21 protein-coding genes are annotated in these 18515 nt (G+C 27.4%); 19 read left to right on the top strand and 2 right to left on the bottom strand.

Going from position 1 to position 18515, the window contains the following annotated elements:
* Positions 1-5: 5 nt before the first annotated feature.
* Positions 6-869: a phosphate ABC transporter permease subunit PstC gene (gene pstC, locus J2S18_RS06080; RefSeq protein ID WP_307484567.1), complete on the bottom strand. Its 864-nt coding sequence runs from the start codon at positions 867-869 to the stop codon at positions 6-8.
* A gap of 77 nt (positions 870-946) precedes the next feature.
* The gene (locus J2S18_RS06075) at positions 947-1852 is read right to left on the bottom strand and encodes a phosphate ABC transporter substrate-binding protein (protein ID WP_370873762.1); all 906 of its coding nucleotides are present in this window, start codon (positions 1850-1852) and stop codon (positions 947-949) included.
* 240 nt (positions 1853-2092) lie between these two features.
* Here J2S18_RS06075 and J2S18_RS06070 point away from each other — a divergent pair, with 240 nt between their 5' ends.
* From J2S18_RS06070 to J2S18_RS05980, 19 genes are all read left to right on the top strand, one after another.
* A complete protein-coding gene (locus J2S18_RS06070; protein ID WP_307484564.1) occupies positions 2093-2776 on the top strand; it encodes a DNA alkylation repair protein in 684 nt (227 codons plus the stop codon).
* 97 nt (positions 2777-2873) lie between these two features.
* Positions 2874-3305, top strand: coding sequence for a hypothetical protein (locus tag J2S18_RS06065; protein ID WP_307484562.1), 432 nt, complete (start codon positions 2874-2876; stop codon positions 3303-3305).
* Positions 3306-3521: 216 nt separating this feature from the next.
* Positions 3522-3950, top strand: coding sequence for a division/cell wall cluster transcriptional repressor MraZ (gene mraZ, locus J2S18_RS06060; RefSeq protein ID WP_307484559.1), 429 nt, complete (start codon positions 3522-3524; stop codon positions 3948-3950).
* Between the two features lie 15 nt (positions 3951-3965).
* The gene (gene rsmH / locus J2S18_RS06055; protein WP_307484556.1) at positions 3966-4898 is read left to right on the top strand and encodes a 16S rRNA (cytosine(1402)-N(4))-methyltransferase RsmH; all 933 of its coding nucleotides are present in this window, start codon (positions 3966-3968) and stop codon (positions 4896-4898) included.
* Between the two features lie 38 nt (positions 4899-4936).
* Entirely contained in the window at positions 4937-5380 is a 444-nt protein-coding gene (gene ftsL / locus J2S18_RS06050) for a cell division protein FtsL (RefSeq protein ID WP_307484554.1), read from the top strand.
* An 89-nt stretch (positions 5381-5469) separates the two neighbouring features.
* A complete protein-coding gene (locus J2S18_RS06045) occupies positions 5470-7665 on the top strand; it encodes a stage V sporulation protein D (protein WP_307484552.1) in 2196 nt (731 codons plus the stop codon).
* A gap of 108 nt (positions 7666-7773) precedes the next feature.
* The gene (locus J2S18_RS06040; RefSeq protein ID WP_307484549.1) at positions 7774-9228 is read left to right on the top strand and encodes a UDP-N-acetylmuramoyl-L-alanyl-D-glutamate--2,6-diaminopimelate ligase; all 1455 of its coding nucleotides are present in this window, start codon (positions 7774-7776) and stop codon (positions 9226-9228) included.
* 11 nt (positions 9229-9239) lie between these two features.
* On the top strand, positions 9240-10595 hold the full coding sequence (locus J2S18_RS06035; protein ID WP_307484547.1) for a UDP-N-acetylmuramoyl-tripeptide--D-alanyl-D-alanine ligase: 1356 nt from the start codon (positions 9240-9242) through the stop codon (positions 10593-10595).
* A 44-nt stretch (positions 10596-10639) separates the two neighbouring features.
* The gene (mraY, locus tag J2S18_RS06030; RefSeq protein WP_307484651.1) at positions 10640-11614 is read left to right on the top strand and encodes a phospho-N-acetylmuramoyl-pentapeptide-transferase; all 975 of its coding nucleotides are present in this window, start codon (positions 10640-10642) and stop codon (positions 11612-11614) included.
* A 24-nt stretch (positions 11615-11638) separates the two neighbouring features.
* Positions 11639-12772 (top strand): stage V sporulation protein E, encoded by a 1134-nt coding sequence (gene spoVE, locus J2S18_RS06025; protein WP_307484544.1) that lies wholly within the window; start codon positions 11639-11641, stop codon positions 12770-12772.
* Between the two features lie 154 nt (positions 12773-12926).
* Positions 12927-13691, top strand: coding sequence for a cell division protein FtsQ/DivIB (locus J2S18_RS06020; protein WP_307484543.1), 765 nt, complete (start codon positions 12927-12929; stop codon positions 13689-13691).
* 15 nt (positions 13692-13706) lie between these two features.
* Entirely contained in the window at positions 13707-14444 is a 738-nt protein-coding gene (locus J2S18_RS06015; RefSeq protein ID WP_307484541.1) for a DUF881 domain-containing protein, read from the top strand.
* Positions 14444-14782 carry a small basic family protein gene (locus J2S18_RS06010; RefSeq protein ID WP_307484539.1) on the top strand — a complete coding sequence of 113 codons (339 nt, stop codon included), beginning with the start codon at positions 14444-14446 and terminating at the stop codon, positions 14780-14782. Before J2S18_RS06015 ends, J2S18_RS06010 begins: the two co-directional genes overlap by 1 nt.
* A gap of 15 nt (positions 14783-14797) precedes the next feature.
* A complete protein-coding gene (locus J2S18_RS06005; RefSeq protein WP_307484537.1) occupies positions 14798-15532 on the top strand; it encodes a DUF881 domain-containing protein in 735 nt (244 codons plus the stop codon).
* A gap of 93 nt (positions 15533-15625) precedes the next feature.
* A complete protein-coding gene (locus J2S18_RS06000; RefSeq protein WP_307484535.1) occupies positions 15626-16288 on the top strand; it encodes a YggS family pyridoxal phosphate-dependent enzyme in 663 nt (220 codons plus the stop codon).
* A 12-nt stretch (positions 16289-16300) separates the two neighbouring features.
* Positions 16301-16771, top strand: coding sequence for a cell division protein SepF (locus J2S18_RS05995; RefSeq protein ID WP_307484533.1), 471 nt, complete (start codon positions 16301-16303; stop codon positions 16769-16771).
* A gap of 14 nt (positions 16772-16785) precedes the next feature.
* Positions 16786-17061, top strand: a complete 276-nt coding sequence (locus J2S18_RS05990; protein ID WP_307484530.1) for a YggT family protein — start codon at positions 16786-16788, stop codon at positions 17059-17061.
* Between the two features lies 1 nt (position 17062).
* A complete protein-coding gene (locus J2S18_RS05985) occupies positions 17063-17830 on the top strand; it encodes a YlmH family RNA-binding protein (protein WP_307484527.1) in 768 nt (255 codons plus the stop codon).
* A gap of 16 nt (positions 17831-17846) precedes the next feature.
* Positions 17847-18443, top strand: a complete 597-nt coding sequence (locus J2S18_RS05980) for a DivIVA domain-containing protein (protein ID WP_307484524.1) — start codon at positions 17847-17849, stop codon at positions 18441-18443.
* Positions 18444-18515: the final 72 nt, after the last annotated feature.

The following is an 18515-nucleotide window of genomic DNA, read 5'->3' as shown; positions in this document are numbered from 1 at the left end:
TATAATTACTCCTCTATTACTGAATTTTTTATTTTTTGAAAAACTATGTTTATTATTATAAGGACTACCATTAAAATAAAGCCTGATGCATAAAGTCCATAATAGTGTAAGCTTTTAAGTTCAGCTGAACCTACTTCTAAAGCTAAAAGTGATGGTATAGTTTCAGCTTTACCAAGTAGTTTTGGCATTAAAGGAGCATTTCCTATAACCATCATAACTGCCATAGTTTCTCCCATAGCTCTTCCAAGGGATAATACTATACTTGCAATAACACTTATTTTTGATGATGGTAAAATTAATTTTAATATCATATAAGTTTTAGAAACACCAAGAGCCTTAGAACCTTTACCATATTTTTTGTAAATTTTAGAGAAACTTTCTTCTAAATTAGATATGATATAAGGAATAATCATTATAGCTAGGACTATAGCCCCTGCTAAAACACTTTCTCCAGACTCTCTATTAAAGGTAACTTCTATAAATTTAACAACTACTAAAAGACCTATAAATCCATATACTATTGATGGTATTCCAGCTAATATTGAAATAAAAGAATGGATTAGTTTTTTATATTTTTTGTTAATGAAAAAACTTATATATAAAGCTGCACCAGTAGATATTGGAGTGGCTATTAAAATAGCTAAAAATGATATATATAAAGTTGATAATATCATTGGTAGTATACCAAGCTCTGGTGGCTCACCTAGTGGATTCCAATCCTTTGAAAAAATAAATTTAGTAAAAGAATATTCTTTAAAAAGTTTTATACTTTCTTTAAAAATAAATATAACTATAAGAGCAATTATACTTAAAGAAAGTATAGCAATTAATTTTACTACTAATCTAAATAATTTATCTTTTAGATTCATAAAAAAGCCTCTCTTTCTAAAAGAAATTAACTTGTAATAAGTAGTTATACTTATTACAAGTTAATTAAGGATAATAATTATTTTTCAGGTATGAATCCTAATTTTTCTACTACTTTTTGTCCCTTATCTGAAAGAGAAAAATCTACAAAGGCTTTTTCCCCTTGATTTAAATCTCCACTTTTTATAATTAATAATGGACGAGTTATTTTATATTTACCATCTACAATATTTTTCTTGTTAGGTTCTATTCCATCTACCTTTACAGGAACTAATTTTCCTTTATTTTGATTAACAACACCATAGGAAGCATAGCCTATTGCATATTCATTTTCTATAATTTTACTTGCTAAAGCTCCCATTGATGGTGCTTGAATAACATCTTTTTTAACCTTTGTATCTTTCATAACGGTTTTTTGGAAAACTTTATGAGCACCACCACTTAAATCTCTAGTAACTACTACTATTTTTTTATGAGGTAAACTTTTATCTACATCACTCCAATATTGATATTTTCCTGAAAATATATTTTTTATTTGTTCTGTAGATAAATTATCTGTTTTCTTTAATATTTTATTTTTAGGATTTACAGATAAAGTTAAAGCATCTGTTCCAAGTTTAAACTCTTTATAATCTTTTATTTTAGCCTTTTCTTCTTTAGTTACTTCTCTAGATACAAGTCCAAGATCAGCAGTTTTATCAATAACAGCTTTTAATCCTTCTCCTGAACCTCCAGAAGTAATTGTTATTTTAATTTCCTTATCAGGAAAATCTTTGTTTATTTTATTCCAAGTAGTTTTTCCGTCCTTTGTGAAATCTTCCTTTATACCATCTATTACAGGTACTAAAGTTGATGAACCGGCAAAAGATATTTCACTTTTGAAATCCTTTACCTGATCTTTAGAATTACCGCATCCTGTAAAAATTAAAGACATAGGTATTAAACCTGCAAGTAATAAGGCATTAAGTTTTTTCATTTTTAACATTTAATTTTCCCCCTTAGTTAAATTTAAATATTTATCATTTGTAAGTTATACATATTATGACAAAAATATATAATTTATAGAAAGTTTTATAAGATTATTTTAACATAATAAAAATATATATGAAAGATAAAGAAAAAATGTAAAATAAATGAATTCATATTAATATTTTTATTAAATTAATATTTTAATATATAATGGTAATTAATACTAAAGAAATTATAAAAATAAGGAGGGATTTAAATGGATAAATTAATTAGAAGGCAAATTTTAGAATTAGCAGATGAAGATTATAAAAGATTTCATACAAATTTATTACCTAATGGTGAATTTAATGTAATTGGGGTTAGAGTTCCAAAGTTAAGAAAGTTAGCAAAGGAAATTTCAAAGGGAAATTTTAGAGAGTATCTTAACTTTGGAAGAGAAGATTATTATGAAGAAATTATGCTAAAGGGAATGATAATTGGCTGTGCAAAAATGGATTTAAAAGAAAGATTAAAGTATGTAAAAATCTTTGTGCCTAAAATAAATAATTGGGCAATTTGCGATGTTTTTTGTGCAGGACTTAAATTTACAAAAAAGAGTAAAGAAGAGGTATTAGAATTTATAAAACCATATTTAAAATCAGATAAAGAATTTTATCTTAGATTTGCTATAGTTATGCTTTTAGATTTTTATATAGATGAAGAACATATTAATGAAGTGTTAGAAGCTTTAGATAAAATAAAGAATGAAGAATACTATGTAAAAATGGCAATTGCTTGGAATATATCAATTTGTTATATAAAGTTTCCAAAAGAAACTATGGAATATTTAAAGAATAATACATTAGATAAATTTACATACAATAAAGCATTGCAAAAAATAACAGAATCTCTTCGTGTAGATAAGGATACTAAGGTGTTAATTCGAGGTATGAAAAAATAAAAGATATTATGCCATTTATTGTTTGCTTTACTTTTGATAAAGGCAATGTAATAAGTATAGAAAAAATTATTTTATAAAAAATAAGGTGATTAATTATATGAATAAAGTAAAAGAAAAAGTTTCAAAGGTAAATAAATATAATTATTTTAACACGGAAAAATACATTTTTGTGGAGTTAAAGGATATTAAGCCAAGTCAACTATATATAAATTCTGAAAAGTTAAGTAAGGTTTTAAAATGGTTTAATCCGAAAGATTATAATAGTTATGAGCCTATTCCAATTAAAGAATTAGATGGTGAATTAATATTTACTGATGGACATACAAGAGCATATGCAGCTTACTTAAAAGGAGTAAAAACTATAAAAGTTTATTTTGATGAAGATGAATTAGATTGGAATTTATATAGAACTTGTGTTAAGTGGTGCAGTCTAGAAAATATAAAATCTATTAAAGATTTAAAAAATAGAATAATAACTCCAAAGGAGTACGAACTTTTATGGATTAAAAGATGTGAAAATATTAATTAGGATTACTTTAAAAAGTAGTCCTTTTTCCTTTTATTTTACAAGTAATTAAATTTAAATAAAAATTCAAATAAAAGTTACAATAAATATAAAAAAATAATGAAATTAAAGAAGGAAAATATTAATGATTATAGAATATATAAAATAAGTGGTTAAAAGTGGTGAATAGTGGTTGAAAGTAGAGTAAAATAACTGTAAAGTATAATAGGGAGAAAAATTATGTTTATAGGTGAATACCATCATGGAATTGATAGCAAAAATAGAATGATTGTTCCCTCAAAGTTGAGAGAGGGATTTAATGGTAAGTTCATGATAACAAAGGGACTTGATGGTTGTTTATATGCATACCCTATGGAAGAATGGAAAATATTAGAGGAAAAAATGAAAACACTACCACTTACTAATAAAGATGCAAGAGCCTTTGTAAGGTTTTTCTTTGCAGGTGCTTGTGAGATAGAATTAGATAAACAAGGAAGAGGTTTAATTCCACAAAATTTAAAAGAATATGCTGGAATAGATAAGGAAATAGTAAGTATAGGAGTATTAAGCAGAGTAGAAATTTGGAGCAAGGAAAAATGGAAAGAATATAATGATTCTAATGTTGACTTTGAATCTATTGCAGAAAAAATGAGTGACTTAGGAATCTAATAAGGAGAAAATAATATGGAATTTAAACACGTTTCAGTACTTTTAAATGAATCTTTAGAAGGATTAAATATAAAGGAAAATGGAAAATACGTAGATTGTACATTAGGTGGAGCAGGACATTCATCAGAAATAATAAAAAGATTATCAAAAGATGGTCTATTAATAGGAATAGATCAGGATAAAGATGCATTAAAAGCAGCTGGAGAAAGATTAAAAGATTATGATAATAAAATATTAGTTCATAATAATTTTTATAATATAGGCGATATTATTGATAGCTTAGAAATAGGAAATGTAGATGGTATATTAATGGACCTTGGAGTTTCATCTTATCAGTTAGATGAAGGTGAAAGAGGATTTAGTTATATGCAGGATGCACCTTTAGATATGAGAATGAATAGAGATAATGAATTTTCAGCTTACCAAGTTATAAATGATTATAGTGAAGAGGAATTATATAAAGTTATAAAAAATTATGGCGAAGAAAAATTTGCAAAAAGAATAGCATCATTTATAGTTAATAGAAGAGCTGAAAAGCCAATAGAAACAACTCTTGAGCTTGTTGATATAATAAAGAGTGCAATACCAGCTAAGGCTAGAAGAGAAGGACCTCATCCAGCTAAGAGAACATTTCAAGCTATAAGAATTGAAGTTAATGGAGAACTTAGAATATTAAATAAAGCAATTGAAGATGGAGTTAGCAAATTAAATAAAGGTGGAAGAATGGCAATAATAACTTTCCATTCTTTAGAAGACAGAATAGTTAAATTGAAATTTAGAGAGTTAGCTGACCCTTGTACTTGTCCTAAGGAATTTCCAATATGTGTTTGTGGTAAAAAGCCAATAGTTAAGCTAATTAAAAGGAAGGCTATAGAACCAACAGAGGAAGAGGTAATGGAAAACCCTAGAAGTAGAAGTGCAAAGCTTAGAGTTATAGAGAAAATATAAAAATTATTATGTTATAATTTCAAGAGGATGTGAATAAAGTGATAGTGAAGGAAGTCGATTATATAAGAGGAAATACGGCAAATGCACCACAAAGAAAATATGATGATATAAAAAAAGATAAAAGTATTGAAGATGCTAAGAAAAGAAAAAATAAATTACTTAAAGAAAAGAAAAAGAAAACTAGAAATGGAGCTTTACAAATAGCTTTAGTTATTTTTGTTTTAGGAGTTTTAACAATATGGAGAGATACTAAAGTATACAATTTACAAACACAAATTGGAACTTTAAATAATGAAATAAAAGTGGTAAACTCAGAAAATGAAGCTTTAAAAGTTGATTTATTAAAGAACTCATCATTAAAAAATATTGAATCTAGTGCTCAAAAGAAACTAGGAATGATTGCACCAGTAGATGCCCAAAAGGTAAATGTAGATTTATCAAAAGATTATCTAGCTGGATTAGAAAATTCAAATAAAAAATAATTATATAGGACTTATTTTTTTAAATGGATGCACTTTATTGCATAAGTGCATCCTAAATGTTTTTAAGCAATGTTTACGGAGGAGTTAGTGTGAAAAAAAGAAACTTTATTGATAGAGCTTTATCAAGAAAGAGAATGAGATTAATTGTAGGTATATTAACAGTTGTTTTTGCAATTTTAGCTCTTAGGTTATCTTATATAATGATTGTTAAAAGACAAGAATATGCAGCTAAAGCAGAAGAACAATGGACAAGCGAAGTAAAAATAGATGCAAGAAGAGGAAGAATTTTAGATAGAAATGGTGCTGAACTTGCAGTGTCAGCAAATGTTTATAGAATAGATTTTGATTTAAATTCTATAAGAGCGTATCTTAAAGATTCAAAGAAAACTAATGCACAAATAGCCCCTGAAATTGCAAAGGCTGTTGGGATGAAAGATGAGGATGTGCTTAAAAAGCTTGAAACTAAATTACCAAGTGGAGCACAGGCAGGATCTGCTACACTAATTAGAAGAATAGAAAAAGAACAGGCTGATAAGGTTAAAGCTTTAAAAATACGTGGGATAATAGTTTCACCTGATACAAAGAGATATTATCCTAATAATAATTTTGCAGCTCACCTTTTAGGAAGTACAAATATTGATGGACAAGGATTAACAGGGGTAGAGCTTCAATATAATAAAGATTTATCAGGTATTCCAGGAATGAGAATAGCTGAACTTGATAGTAAAAGCAATGATCTTCCATATACTGTTTCAAAATTTGTTCCTCCAGTAGAAGGAAAGGATGTAACCCTTACAATTGATGAAAATATTCAATTCTTTGCAGAAAAAGCAGCAGAAAAAGCCTTAAAAGATAATAAGGCAAAGGCTGCATCAGTTCTTGTAATGGATCCTAAAAGTGGAGAGATTTTAGCAATGGTAAATAAACCAGACTTTAATCCTAATGAACCTTTTAAGGGAGCAGATGCATTTAAAGGAAAGACAGAATATGATAAAGTTCAAAAGATGTGGAGAAATAGACTTGTAAATGATACTTTTGAACCAGGATCAATATTTAAGGTAATTACAGCTATTGCAGGTATGGAAGAAAAGGTTGTTAAACCTACTGATACATTTGTTTGTAATGGGTATTTAACATTTGGAAATAGAAAGATAAAATGTTGGAAAACAGGTGGACATGGAACATTAACATTCCCAGAAATAATACAAAATTCTTGTAATGTTGGTTTTATGGAACTTGGTAAAAAACTTGGTAAAGAAAAATTATATGAATATATAAATAAATTTGGCTTTGGTAAAAAGAGTGGAATAGATTTACCTGGAGAGGCACCAGGAATTGTTAAAAACATTAATAATGTTTCTGCAACTGACCTTGCAACAATTTCTTTTGGACAGACAAATACAGTAAATTCTGTTCAATATATGTCTGCTTTTAATGCAATTGCAAATGGAGGAGAACTTATAGAACCTCATGTTATGAAAGAAGTTACCCATAAAGATGATAGTGGAGTAAATGTAACAGACAGTAAGTTTGAACCAACAAAAAAGAAAGTTGCAGATAAAGAGACAACAGCACAACTTAGAACATATTTGGAAAGAGTTGTTACAGCAGGTTCAGCAAAGGGAACATTTATAAAGGGATATCATATTGGTGGTAAAACTGGAACTGCTCAGAAGGTAAATTCTGAAAATGGTACCTATGAGGCAGGAAAATATATTTCATCCTTTGTTGGAATGGCACCAGTTAGTGATCCTAAAATAACAGTTATGATTACAATTGATGAACCAAGTAATGGAAATTATTATGCAGGAGTTGTAACTGGACCAGTTGCTAAAACATTATTTACTGATATATTTAATTATTTAGAAGGAGACTTCTCTAAAGAAAATAAAGAAGCAATAATTAGAGATGCAATAATTCCTGAAATAAGAGGAAAAAATATTGAAGAAGCTAAAAAGATTTTAAAAGAATCAAATTTAGATTATAATGTAGAAGGTAGTGGCAAAACTATAACAAATATTAAACCATATCCAGGATATTCAGTTAAAGAAGGAACTAAGATAACACTATATACAGAAGGAAATAGTAACAATAAAGAAGCTATTGTAATGCCAGATGTTAGAGGATATTCTAAAGAGGCAGCAAATAAACTTTTAATTGGTCTTGGATTATATGTAAAATTCGAAGGTGAAGGTAAAGTAACCAACCAAAGCGTACCAAGTGGAGAATTAATTAACAAGGGAACTAATGTTAAGTTAACTTTGAACTCAGATTATAAAGATTAAATTCTTGATTGTTATAGCATGTAGGGAGGAAAACCTTACATGCTATTTTATACATTAAAGGTAATTATAGATAGATAAATAGCATATTATTTTAAAGGAGATGGTTAAATGAAATTATCTAATCTATTAGATGGACTTAATTATGAAATAATTAAAGGAAATTGTGATGTTGAAATTGAAAATATTAACTATGATAGCAGAAAGGTAAAGGAAGGAGATATTTTTGTTTGCATTAAAGGATTTGCAAGTGATGGACATAAGTTTATTAATAGTGCAATAGAAAAAGGTGCAAAAGTTATAATATGTGAAGACGATGTTCTTGTTAATAAGGATGTAACAGTAATAAAGTTTAAAGATACAAGGAAGGCATTAGCTAATATTGGAGCAAAATATTATGATAATCCAAGTGAAAAACTTAATATTATAGGTATAACAGGAACAAATGGAAAAACAACTACAGCTTTTATGATAAAGGATATATTAGAAAAGTCAGGAGAAAAGGTTGGTTTAATAGGTACTATTGCCAATTACATAGGAAACAAAAAGATAGATACAGAAAGAACAACTCCAGAATCATTAGAATTACAAGAATTATTTAAAAGAATGGTTGATGAGGGAGTTAAATATTGTGTTATGGAAGTTTCTTCCCATTCATTAGAATTAGATAGAGTTTATGGAGTTAATTTTAAGGTAGGTATATTTACTAACTTAACAAGGGATCATTTAGATTTTCATAAAACATTTGAAAATTATTATAAAGCAAAATATAAATTATTCCAAAGAAGTGAAGTTAGTATAATAAATATAGATGATAATTATGGAGTTAGAATAACAGAGGATTTAAGAAAAGAAAAGATAAATAATTTTATAACATATAGTATTAAAAATTCAGCAGATATAATGGCAAAAAATGAAATTTTAGAAAGTATGGATATAATATTTGATCTTTCAATAGATGGAAAAACTGAAAAAATAATTTTAGGAATTCCAGGAGAATATAATGTATATAATGCATTAGGTGCAATTGGAGGATGTTATAACCTTGGAATAAATTTAGAAAATATAAAACTTGGTTTAAAAGATGTTATTGTTCCAGGTAGATGTGAAAGAGTTTCAAAAAAATATAATCTTCCATATGAAATAATAATTGATTATGCTCATACTCCAGATGGATTAGAAAATATATTAAAAACAGCAAGAGAATTTACTAAAGGAAGATTAATATCTGTCTTTGGTTGCGGAGGAGATAGAGATAAAGTTAAAAGACCACAAATGGGTAAAATAGGTACAGAACTTTCTGATATAGCAATAATAACATCCGATAATCCAAGAAGCGAAGATGCAGAAAGTATAATAAATGATGTGTTAGAAGGTATAGATAAAGATAATTATATAAAGATTGTAAATAGACAAGATGGAATAAAAAAGGCTATGGAAATTGCAAAAGATGGAGATGTAATAGTTATAGCTGGAAAGGGTCACGAAACATATCAAATATTAAATACAGGAAAAATTCATTTTGATGAAAGAGAAGTTATAGATGAAATTTTAAAAAAGAACTAGAGGTGTAATTTATGGAATTAACATTTAAAGAGTTACTTGAATATTCAGGTGGAGAAATAGTAGTAGATAATGAAAATAAAACATTTAATGAGTTATCAACAGATACTAGAAATATAAATAATGGAAATGTATTTTTAGCATTAAAGGGAGAAAACTTTAATGGTAATAAATATATAAAAGAAGCCTTTAATAAAGGAGCATCAATTGCAATAGTAGATGAAATTCTTTTTGATAAAGAGGATATAAATGGAGTAGTTATTAAAGTAAAAGATGGTAAAAAAGCTCTATTAGATATAGCTAAAGGATATAGAGAAAAGTTAGGGATTAAGGTTGTTGGAATAACTGGATCAACTGGAAAGACATCAACTAAGGATTTAGTTAGTGCATTTTTAAGTGGAAAGTATAAAGTTTTTAAAACAAAAGGTAATTTTAATAATGAAATAGGACTTCCTTTAATGGTTTTAAAATTAGATAGTTCAATAGATGTTGCTGTCCTTGAAATGGGAATGAGTAACTTTAATGAAATTCATAATCTTGCAAGTTGTGCAAAGCCAGATATTGCAATGATTACAAATATTGGTGTTTCTCATATAGAAAATTTAAAAACAAGAGAAAATATTTTAAAAGCTAAAATGGAGATAACAGATTTCTTTACTAAAGATAGCACCCTTATAATAAATGCTGAAGATGATATGCTTCAAAAAATTAGTAATAAAGAGTATGAAATAATAAAAATTGGTTATAATGAAAGCTATGATTATTATGGAAGTAATATTGAGTTAACTAAGGATACAACTTCCTTTGATTTTAATTATAAAGGAGAAAAGCACAGAATAACACTTCCTATGGTTGGAGCGCACAATGTTTTAAATGCTTTATTAGGAATAGGGGCAGCCTTTAAACTTGGTCTTACAGTAGATGAAATTTTAGAAGGACTTAAAAATATAGAAGCAACTTCAATGAGATTAGAATTTATTGAAGGGGATAAAATTGAAATAATAAATGATTGCTACAATGCAAGTCCAGATTCTATGAAAGCAGCCCTTGATGTTTTAAATAGTAGAAGTGGAAGAAAGATTGCTATACTTGGAACTATGAGAGAACTTGGAGAGGAAGCTTCAAGATGTCATAGAGAAGTTGGAGAGTATGCAAAGGATAAAATAGATATGCTTATTACTTGTGGTGAGTTTAAAGAAGAATTTAAAGAAGGCTTTGAAAAAGAAGAAATAAAATTATATAATACAAAGGTGAACCTAATAAACGACTTAAATTCAATCATTAAACCTTTCGATGTTATATTAGTAAAAGCATCAAGAGGAGAAAAATTCGAAGAAATAGTCGAGACATTAAAAAATATTAAACAATAACGAAGGAGGTGAACTATCAAAGAGTTAAATCTTTGATGGTACAGATGGGGGATTTTTTTAGTAGTTTTATAAATCCAATGACGCTTTTAGCGTTAGGATTAGGTTTTATTATATCAATAATATTAGGACCGATATTTATACCTATGTTACACAAATTTAAATTTGGGCAAAACATAAGAGAAGAGGGACCAAAGAGTCATTTTAAAAAAGCTGGAACTCCAACAATGGGAGGAATTATATTTATAATAGCAGTTACTATTACAATGGTTGTAATGAGATACAATGTATCTAGCAAAGGAATGGTAATTTTATATTCAATGATAGCTTTTGGTTTTATAGGATTTTTAGATGATATGCTTAAGATCATACATAAAAATAATTTAGGATTAAGAGCATGGCAAAAAATGTTATTATTACTTTTATTTTCAGTAGCAATGGCTTACTATAGTTACAATGTTTTAGGATCTGAAATAATGGTACCATTCTTAGGATATAACATAAATTTAGGAATTTTCTATATTCCTTTTGTAATAATTTATTATGCAGCAACAACAAATGCTGTAAATCTTACAGATGGATTAGATGGACTTGCAACAACAGTAACAATAATAGTTCTTATATTTTTTAGTATAGTTTCTTATAAGGATGGAAGTTATGAAGTATCAATATTTTCAGTAGCATTAATTGGAGCGCTTTTAGGATTCTTAAGATATAATGCTTATCCTGCAAAAATATTTATGGGAGATACTGGTTCATTAGCTTTAGGTGGAGCACTAGCTAGTATTGCTCTAATGATAAAAAATCCAGTAGTTATTGTAATTGTTGGAGGAATTTATGTTTTTGAAACATTATCAGTAATAATACAAGTAGTGTCTTTTAAAACAACAGGAAAAAGAGTATTTAAAATGGCACCAGTTCACCATCATTTTGAACAATTAGGATGGTCAGAAAGAAAAATTGTTGCAATTTTTTCAATTATTACTGTTATTCTTTGTATTATAGGAGGCATTTCACTTTAGCAATATATAGTGGAGGAATTTTGTATGAAAAAGAGAAAACCAAAAGGAAAGAGAATGGGAGAAATTGATTATGGTATATTTTGTACTATAATATTACTTCTTGCCATAGGTGTTGTAATGGTATATTCAGCAAGTTCATATTATGCTATGTTTCATTATAATGATAGTATGCATTATTTAAAAAGACAGGTAATATGGAGTGTTTTAGGTATAGCTGCAATGATGTTTATGATGTCTCTTGATTATCATAAATTAAAAAGATATACATTTTTAGCTTTAATAGTAACAATACCTTTATTACTTGCAGTTTTCGCTTTTGAGGGGGTAAATGGAGCTCAAAGATGGATTCAACTTGGTCCATTTTCATTTCAACCTTCAGAGCTTGCAAAGTATGTTGTTGTGCTTTATTTAGCAATGTTTTTAGAAAAAAAAGGTGATGGAATTAAAAAGTTAAAAACAGGAGTTATTCCTTGCTTTTTTGTTGCAGGAGTTTTTGCTGCTTTAGTTTTAGCAGAAAAGAATTTAAGTATAGCATCTGTAATAATGATAGTAACTTTCGTAATGGTTTTTTCAGCAGGAGCAAGAAATAAGCACATGTTTGGACTTGTAGCACCAACATTAGTTTCAGCAGCATTAGTTTTTGCTTTAGGAGAAGACTATAGAAGAGCAAGAATGCTTAACTTTATAGATCCATGGAAAGATCCTGCAAAAAATGGATATCAATTAATCCAATCTTTCTATGCTCTAGGAGCTGGTGGTATAACAGGTCTTGGACTTGGGCAATCAAGACAAAAAATGCTTTATATGCCAGAACCTCACAATGATTTTATATTTTCAATTATTGGAGAAGAACTTGGACTTATTGGATGTTTAATAATAGTTTCTCTATTTGTAATTTTTGTTTGGAGAGGAATAAGAGTTGCAATGAGAGCAAAGGATACTTATGGAAGTCTTTTGGCTATTGGAATAACATCAGTTATAGCAGTTCAATCAATAATAAACATAGCTGTTGTAACAGGATCAATGCCAGTTACTGGAGTTCCACTTCCATTTATAAGTTATGGTGGTACTTCATTAGTTATTAATATGATAGCTATGGGAATATTAATTAATATCTCAAGACAAATAAGTGGTAAAGAAAAAATAGAAAAGAAGTAGTTTAAAAACTTAGTAGAGATTATTCTGCTAAGTTTTTTTATATAAACAATAATTAATTCCTTGTTAAGAATTTTTTAATGAAAAATAATTTTAACAGTGGTATTATATTAATGTATATAAATAAAATATAGCAAGAGGATGGGTTTTTTCACATATGGGATCAAATGAAAATAGATACATAAAAAAAGCAAGAAGAAAAAGAATGATAAAAAGAATTGTATTTATAATGATTTTAGTTATAATAGCAGGAGGGCTTTTTGTAACTAAGTCTAATGTATTTTTAATTAAAAAAGTAAATGTTACAGGAGGAGATTTAATTACAAAAGATATAATTAATGAAAAAGTTAAGCAAATTAAGGAACAGAATATATTTTTTGTAAAGAGTAGTGAAGTTGAAAAGCTTCTTAAATCAGATCCTTATGTTGATAAGAGTACTATTAAAAGAAAATTACCATCAACATTAGAAGTAAATGTTACAGAAAAAAATGTAGGTTATTATGTTAAAATCGGTGATAATTATGATATTATTAGTTCTGATTTAGTTTTATTAGAAAAAGTTAATAAACTTAAAACTGAAGATCTAATTCAAATTACTGGACTTAATGGTACTAATAATAAATTAGGTGAGGCGTATGTAAATACTAAAGGCGATAAAAGATTAGAAGATTTTCTTGTTAACCTTTATGAAATAAAAAAAGCTAACAAAACAGATAACAAAATAACAATGGTAAATGTAGCTAACATAAATAAAATAAAAATTTATTTTAAGGATGTTGAAGTTAAAGTTGGTAATGGAGAAAATTTAGTAAAAAAAATGAGAACAGCTTTAAGTATATTAGAAGATAAAAAACTTAATTTGAAAAATGGATATATAGATTTAAGTTTTGATGGCACACCAGTAATTAATGAAAAAAAGTAGGGAGGTTATATAAAAATGAAGAAATCTACTTCACAGATTTCAATTGCAATTGTATGTGCTTTGCTAGGATTTCTCTTAGTATATCAATTTAAAGTTTTGAGCAAAAATAATGAAAGTAAAATAGAGAATTATAATAAAAATGACATAATTGCAGAAATAGATAGTCTAAAAAAAGAAAAGGAAGAACTTCAAAATAAAAACAACTCTTTAAGTGAAGAACTTAAAAAGTTAGAAGAATCTGCCTCAAAAGAAGGTAATGTTGGTAAGGAAATAAAAAATCAATTGGATTCTGCAAGAATGCATTTAGGGTTAGTTGATGTAAAAGGGCCTGGAGTAATTATTAAAATAACTCCTAAAACCTCAATATTTAGTTCAAATACTGATGATGCAGGAAGAAGTTTAAACGATGAAGAGTTAATACACATAATAAATTTACTTTGGTATGCAAAAGCTGAGGCTATTTCAGTAAATGGGTATAGAATAACTCCTCAAACTGGAATAAAAAATTCTGGTAACTATATATGGATAGGGTCAGCTGGAAAAGTTAGTCCAAAAGAACCAATAACAATAAAGGCAATTGGAGATAAAGCAAGATTAAATGTAGGATTAAACTTCCCAGGGTCACTAGATTTTGGAGCACTTCAAAATTATAATTGTGAGGTTGAACAAAGTGACAGTGTGGTTATAAAGAAAACAACTCAAACAATTAAGAGTGACTATTTAAAACCAATTGAGAAGAAGGAGGAAAAGTAATGGTACCTTTTATAGGATTATTAATAGGAATAATATTTGGCTTTGTATTTGACGTCAATATACCAGATAAATTATCTCCCTATATGTCTGTAGCTATACTTGCTTGTTTGGATTCAGTTTTTGGTGCAATTAGAGCAAACTTATCAAAAAACTTTCAACCAGATATATTTATTTCGGGATTTTTTGGGAATGCATTACTTGCAGCAGGCCTTGCTTATCTTGGAGATAAATTAGGTATACCAATTTATATTGCAGCAGTAATAGTATTTGGTGGAAGAATATTTAATAACTTTGCAATTATAAGAAGACTTATTTTAGAAAAAATTAAATCGCGCTAAGTAAGAGGTAATGATATGAAAAAGTCTAATGGTGGGTTAATGGTTTTTTTTGCATCAATTATAGTTGGATTATTAATAGCCTTTAATATGAATTTTAATGGAATAATAGGAAGTTCAATTCAGCTTAGTGCTAAAGATTATAAAGATGCTATAAATGAAAAAAGTGATTTATATAAAGAAATTTCAAACTTAAAAAAGAGAAATGGCGAGATGCAAGGGACGATAAATCAATATAAATATGATGATAAAAAACAAGATAATGTATTAGACAGCATGAAGAGTCAATTAAAAGATTATGGAATGATTACAGGTCTTAGGGCAGTAAGAGGACCTGGTGTACTATTAAAAATAAATGATGGAAATATAAATACAAGTAAAGATACTGAATTTGAAGCTAAGTCAAAGATTTTCCATGATAATGATATGGCACTTGTTTTAAATGATTTAAGAAAAGCTGGTGCAGAGGCAATAAGTATTAATAACCATAGAGTAATTCCAAGCACTGGGGTAATATGTAATTGGGCATTTTTAGGTTTTGAAGATGATTCAACAGAATATGCACCTTTTTATATTTATGCAATTGGAGATCCTGACGTTTTAAAGACAGCTTTATTAGAAGATGGAAGTCATATTAGAGAATTAATGGTTAGGCAATTATCAGTGCAAATAGAAAAAAAAGATAATATAGTAATGCCAGCGGCACCTAAATTAGGTTCTACTGAATATATGAAGGAATATATAGAAAAATAATAAAAAAATAATAAAAATTTTAGAGGAAATTGAAAACAAATGAAGAATAATAATATGTAAGAGTGAAAGCTCTTTTTTAAGGAGGTCTTTTATTTGAGTATAAGGGAAAATATAGAAAATATAGAAAAGAGTATACCAAGTAATGTTAAACTTCTAGCTGTATCTAAAACTCGAAGTATAGAAGAGATGGAAGAGGCTTACGAAACGGGTATAAGAGATTTTGCAGAAAATAAGGTTCAAGAACTTATGCGAAAGGAAGAGATTTTTCATAAAGATGTAAAATGGCATCTTATAGGCAAATTGCAGACTAATAAAGTAAAATATATAGTTGGTAAAGTTCATTTAATTCATTCTCTTTCAAGTATAAAGCTTTTAGAGAAAATAGAAGAGCTTTATGGAAAAGAAAATCTTATAGCGAATACTTTAATTCAAATAAATATAGGAAGAGAAGAAAGTAAAAGTGGAGTTTTACTAGAAGATTTAGAAGACTTAATTCAAAAAGTAGAGGAATGTAATCATGTAAAGGTAAGTGGAATAATGGTTATTATACCTAAGGGAGATGAAGAAAGTAATAGGTCTTACTTTAAAGAAACTCATAAGATTTTTTCAGAGTTACAAAAAAGAAAATTTAAAAATATAAATATAAAAATACTATCTATGGGAATGACTCATGATTATAAAATTGCCATAGAAGAAGGATCAAATATGGTTCGAATAGGAACTGGAATATTTGGAGAAAGAAATTATAATATTTAGGAGGATAAAAAAATGGCGAATATGTTAGCAAAAATGAAAAATATCTTAGGTTTTGGAGATTACGATGATGAATTTGAAGATGAAGAATTTGAAGATGAATTTGAAGAATCAACAGAAGGAAATATGGCTATAGATGAAAATATAGAACCAGTTATTTCAGGAAAGAGATCAAATAAAGTTGTAAATATCCATACTTCAGCTTCAGCTAAGGTATTAATAACAAAACCAGCAGCTTATGAAGAAGCAATGGAAATATGTGATGCAGTTAGAAATAGAAGAATTGTTGTTGTAAATACAACTAACCTTGATATAAGAACAGCTCAAAGATTATTAGATTTTATTGGTGGATCATGTTATGCATTACATGGTGACATTCAAGAAGTTGAAAAGAGAGTATATCTTTTATCACCTTCAAATGTAGAAGTAACTAGTGAATTAAAGAGTGAGTTAACTTCTAAGGCGTTATTTAACTGGTCAAAATAATAGGGGGATGCTAAATGAGTGGTATGATAGCTAATTTTATCAATTCACTTTTTCGTGTTATGGAACTTGCTATTATTATAGAATGTGTCCTTTCATGGATTGTTAGAGATAGAAATAGTGGAATTATGGGAGTTATAACAAGTTTTACAGATCCTATTTTAAAACCTTTTAGAATGATTCAAGAAAAGCTTTTAGGAAATGTTCCTATAGATATATCACCTATATTTGCATTTATTGCTTTAGATTTATTAAAACCTATAGTGATTTCATTAGTGGTAGGTATATTATAATATGAATAGAGAATTTATATTAAAAAGTTTTAATGATGAAGATAAGTCTAGTGCTATTAATTTATACGAGAAAATGATGTTTTCCTATGAAAGAAATATTCCTATGTTTGGTAATGATTTTTATCCGCCAAATATATGGAAGTTCTTTCAGGATGAGGTTAAAATAAAAGATTTTAAAATTGAAAGTTTTGGAGCCTTTAAGGATTCAGAAAGAAGAATGATATCTTTTAATAACATTTTTGATTTACCTTTTCCAATTAGAGTTTTAGAAATAAAGAATACATCAAAATTTAATGAGGTTTCACATAGAAATTTTTTAGGAAGTATTTTGGCATTAGGAATTGAAAGAGATAAAATAGGAGACTTAATTGTAAAAGAAAATATTTGTTATGCAGCAGTACATGAGGATATAGCAGATTATATAATAATAAATCTAAAAAAGGTTTCTAAAGTACCTTGTAAAGTTAAAGAGATATTTGATGATATTCAAAATATAACTAATAATTTTAAAGATGAAATTATTTTAGTTCCTTCAATGAGAATAGATACAATTGTTGCTAAACTTATTAATAAATCTAGGGGAGTAGCACAAAAATTAATAGACGAAGGAAATGTACTTATAAACTATAATATAAATAGAAATAAAAGTTTAGAAGTGAATGAAGATGATAGAATAACTATAAGAAGATATGGTAAATTTATTATAGGGGATTGTACAGGCTATAGTAAAAGTGGCAAGTGTAAAATAAATATAAAAAAATATACATAATAGAGGTGTGGAAATAATGAAATTAACTCCAATGGATATAAATAATAAGGAATTTAAGAGAGGACTTAGAGGATACAATCCAGATGAAGTAGATGAGTTCTTAGATGAAATAGTAGATAATTATGAAGAGTTATATAAGGAAAATTCAAAATTAAAGGAAAAGTTAGAAGTTTTAGAAGAACAAATATCACATTATGCAAAAATAGAAACAACTATTCAAAACACTTTAGTTCTTGCTCAAAATGCAGCAGACCAAGCAAAGGAATCTTCTCAAAAGGAAGCCGAAATAATAGTTAAAAATGCTAATGAAACAGCTCAAAGAATAGTTGATAAAGCTCATAATGATGTTATTCAAATAAATGATGAATTTGATAGAGTTAAACAAGAATTTATTAAATTTAGAGCAAAATTTAGAAACTTTATGAATACTCAATTAGAAACATTTGATGATTTAGAAAAAGATATTAATAAGAATTATTCAATTTCTACTCCAGTTGAGGAAGAAGTGAATATTAAAGATATTTCATATGAAGATAATAATGAAGGTGAAGAAGAAGTTTCACAAAATGAATTAGATGAAATAAAAAGTTTCTTTGCTAAAAAGGAAGATTAATATTATCAGCATTACAAATGTAATGCTGATTTTTTATATACACTTATAGTTGAGTAAAGTTAGTCAATATAT

It is taken from the genome of Eubacterium multiforme, from assembly GCF_030813415.1.
GTDB classification, from domain to species: Bacteria; Bacillota; Clostridia; order Clostridiales; family Clostridiaceae; genus Clostridium; species Clostridium multiforme.
Note: the sequence above shows the minus strand (reverse complement) of the source record. Positions and strands in the feature narration are given on the sequence as shown.

Coding starts and splice junctions, on each gene's coding strand:
- J2S18_RS05985 (WP_307484527.1), top strand. CDS start 17,063: ATGAATAGAGAATTTATATTAAAAAGTTTTAATGATGAAGATAAGTCT.
- J2S18_RS06015 (WP_307484541.1), top strand. CDS start 13,707: ATGAAGAAATCTACTTCACAGATTTCAATTGCAATTGTATGTGCTTTG.
- mraZ (WP_307484559.1), top strand. CDS start 3,522: ATGTTTATAGGTGAATACCATCATGGAATTGATAGCAAAAATAGAATG.
- mraY (WP_307484651.1), top strand. CDS start 10,640: ATGGGGGATTTTTTTAGTAGTTTTATAAATCCAATGACGCTTTTAGCG.
- J2S18_RS05980 (WP_307484524.1), top strand. CDS start 17,847: ATGAAATTAACTCCAATGGATATAAATAATAAGGAATTTAAGAGAGGA.
- rsmH (WP_307484556.1), top strand. CDS start 3,966: ATGGAATTTAAACACGTTTCAGTACTTTTAAATGAATCTTTAGAAGGA.
- pstC (WP_307484567.1), bottom strand. CDS start 869: ATGAATCTAAAAGATAAATTATTTAGATTAGTAGTAAAATTAATTGCT.
- J2S18_RS06075 (WP_370873762.1), bottom strand. CDS start 1,852: ATGTTAAAAATGAAAAAACTTAATGCCTTATTACTTGCAGGTTTAATA.
- J2S18_RS05990 (WP_307484530.1), top strand. CDS start 16,786: ATGAGTGGTATGATAGCTAATTTTATCAATTCACTTTTTCGTGTTATG.
- J2S18_RS06010 (WP_307484539.1), top strand. CDS start 14,444: ATGGTACCTTTTATAGGATTATTAATAGGAATAATATTTGGCTTTGTA.
- spoVE (WP_307484544.1), top strand. CDS start 11,639: ATGAAAAAGAGAAAACCAAAAGGAAAGAGAATGGGAGAAATTGATTAT.
- J2S18_RS06020 (WP_307484543.1), top strand. CDS start 12,927: ATGGGATCAAATGAAAATAGATACATAAAAAAAGCAAGAAGAAAAAGA.
- J2S18_RS06065 (WP_307484562.1), top strand. CDS start 2,874: ATGAATAAAGTAAAAGAAAAAGTTTCAAAGGTAAATAAATATAATTAT.
- J2S18_RS06035 (WP_307484547.1), top strand. CDS start 9,240: ATGGAATTAACATTTAAAGAGTTACTTGAATATTCAGGTGGAGAAATA.
- J2S18_RS06040 (WP_307484549.1), top strand. CDS start 7,774: ATGAAATTATCTAATCTATTAGATGGACTTAATTATGAAATAATTAAA.
- J2S18_RS06005 (WP_307484537.1), top strand. CDS start 14,798: ATGAAAAAGTCTAATGGTGGGTTAATGGTTTTTTTTGCATCAATTATA.
- J2S18_RS06070 (WP_307484564.1), top strand. CDS start 2,093: ATGGATAAATTAATTAGAAGGCAAATTTTAGAATTAGCAGATGAAGAT.
- J2S18_RS05995 (WP_307484533.1), top strand. CDS start 16,301: ATGGCGAATATGTTAGCAAAAATGAAAAATATCTTAGGTTTTGGAGAT.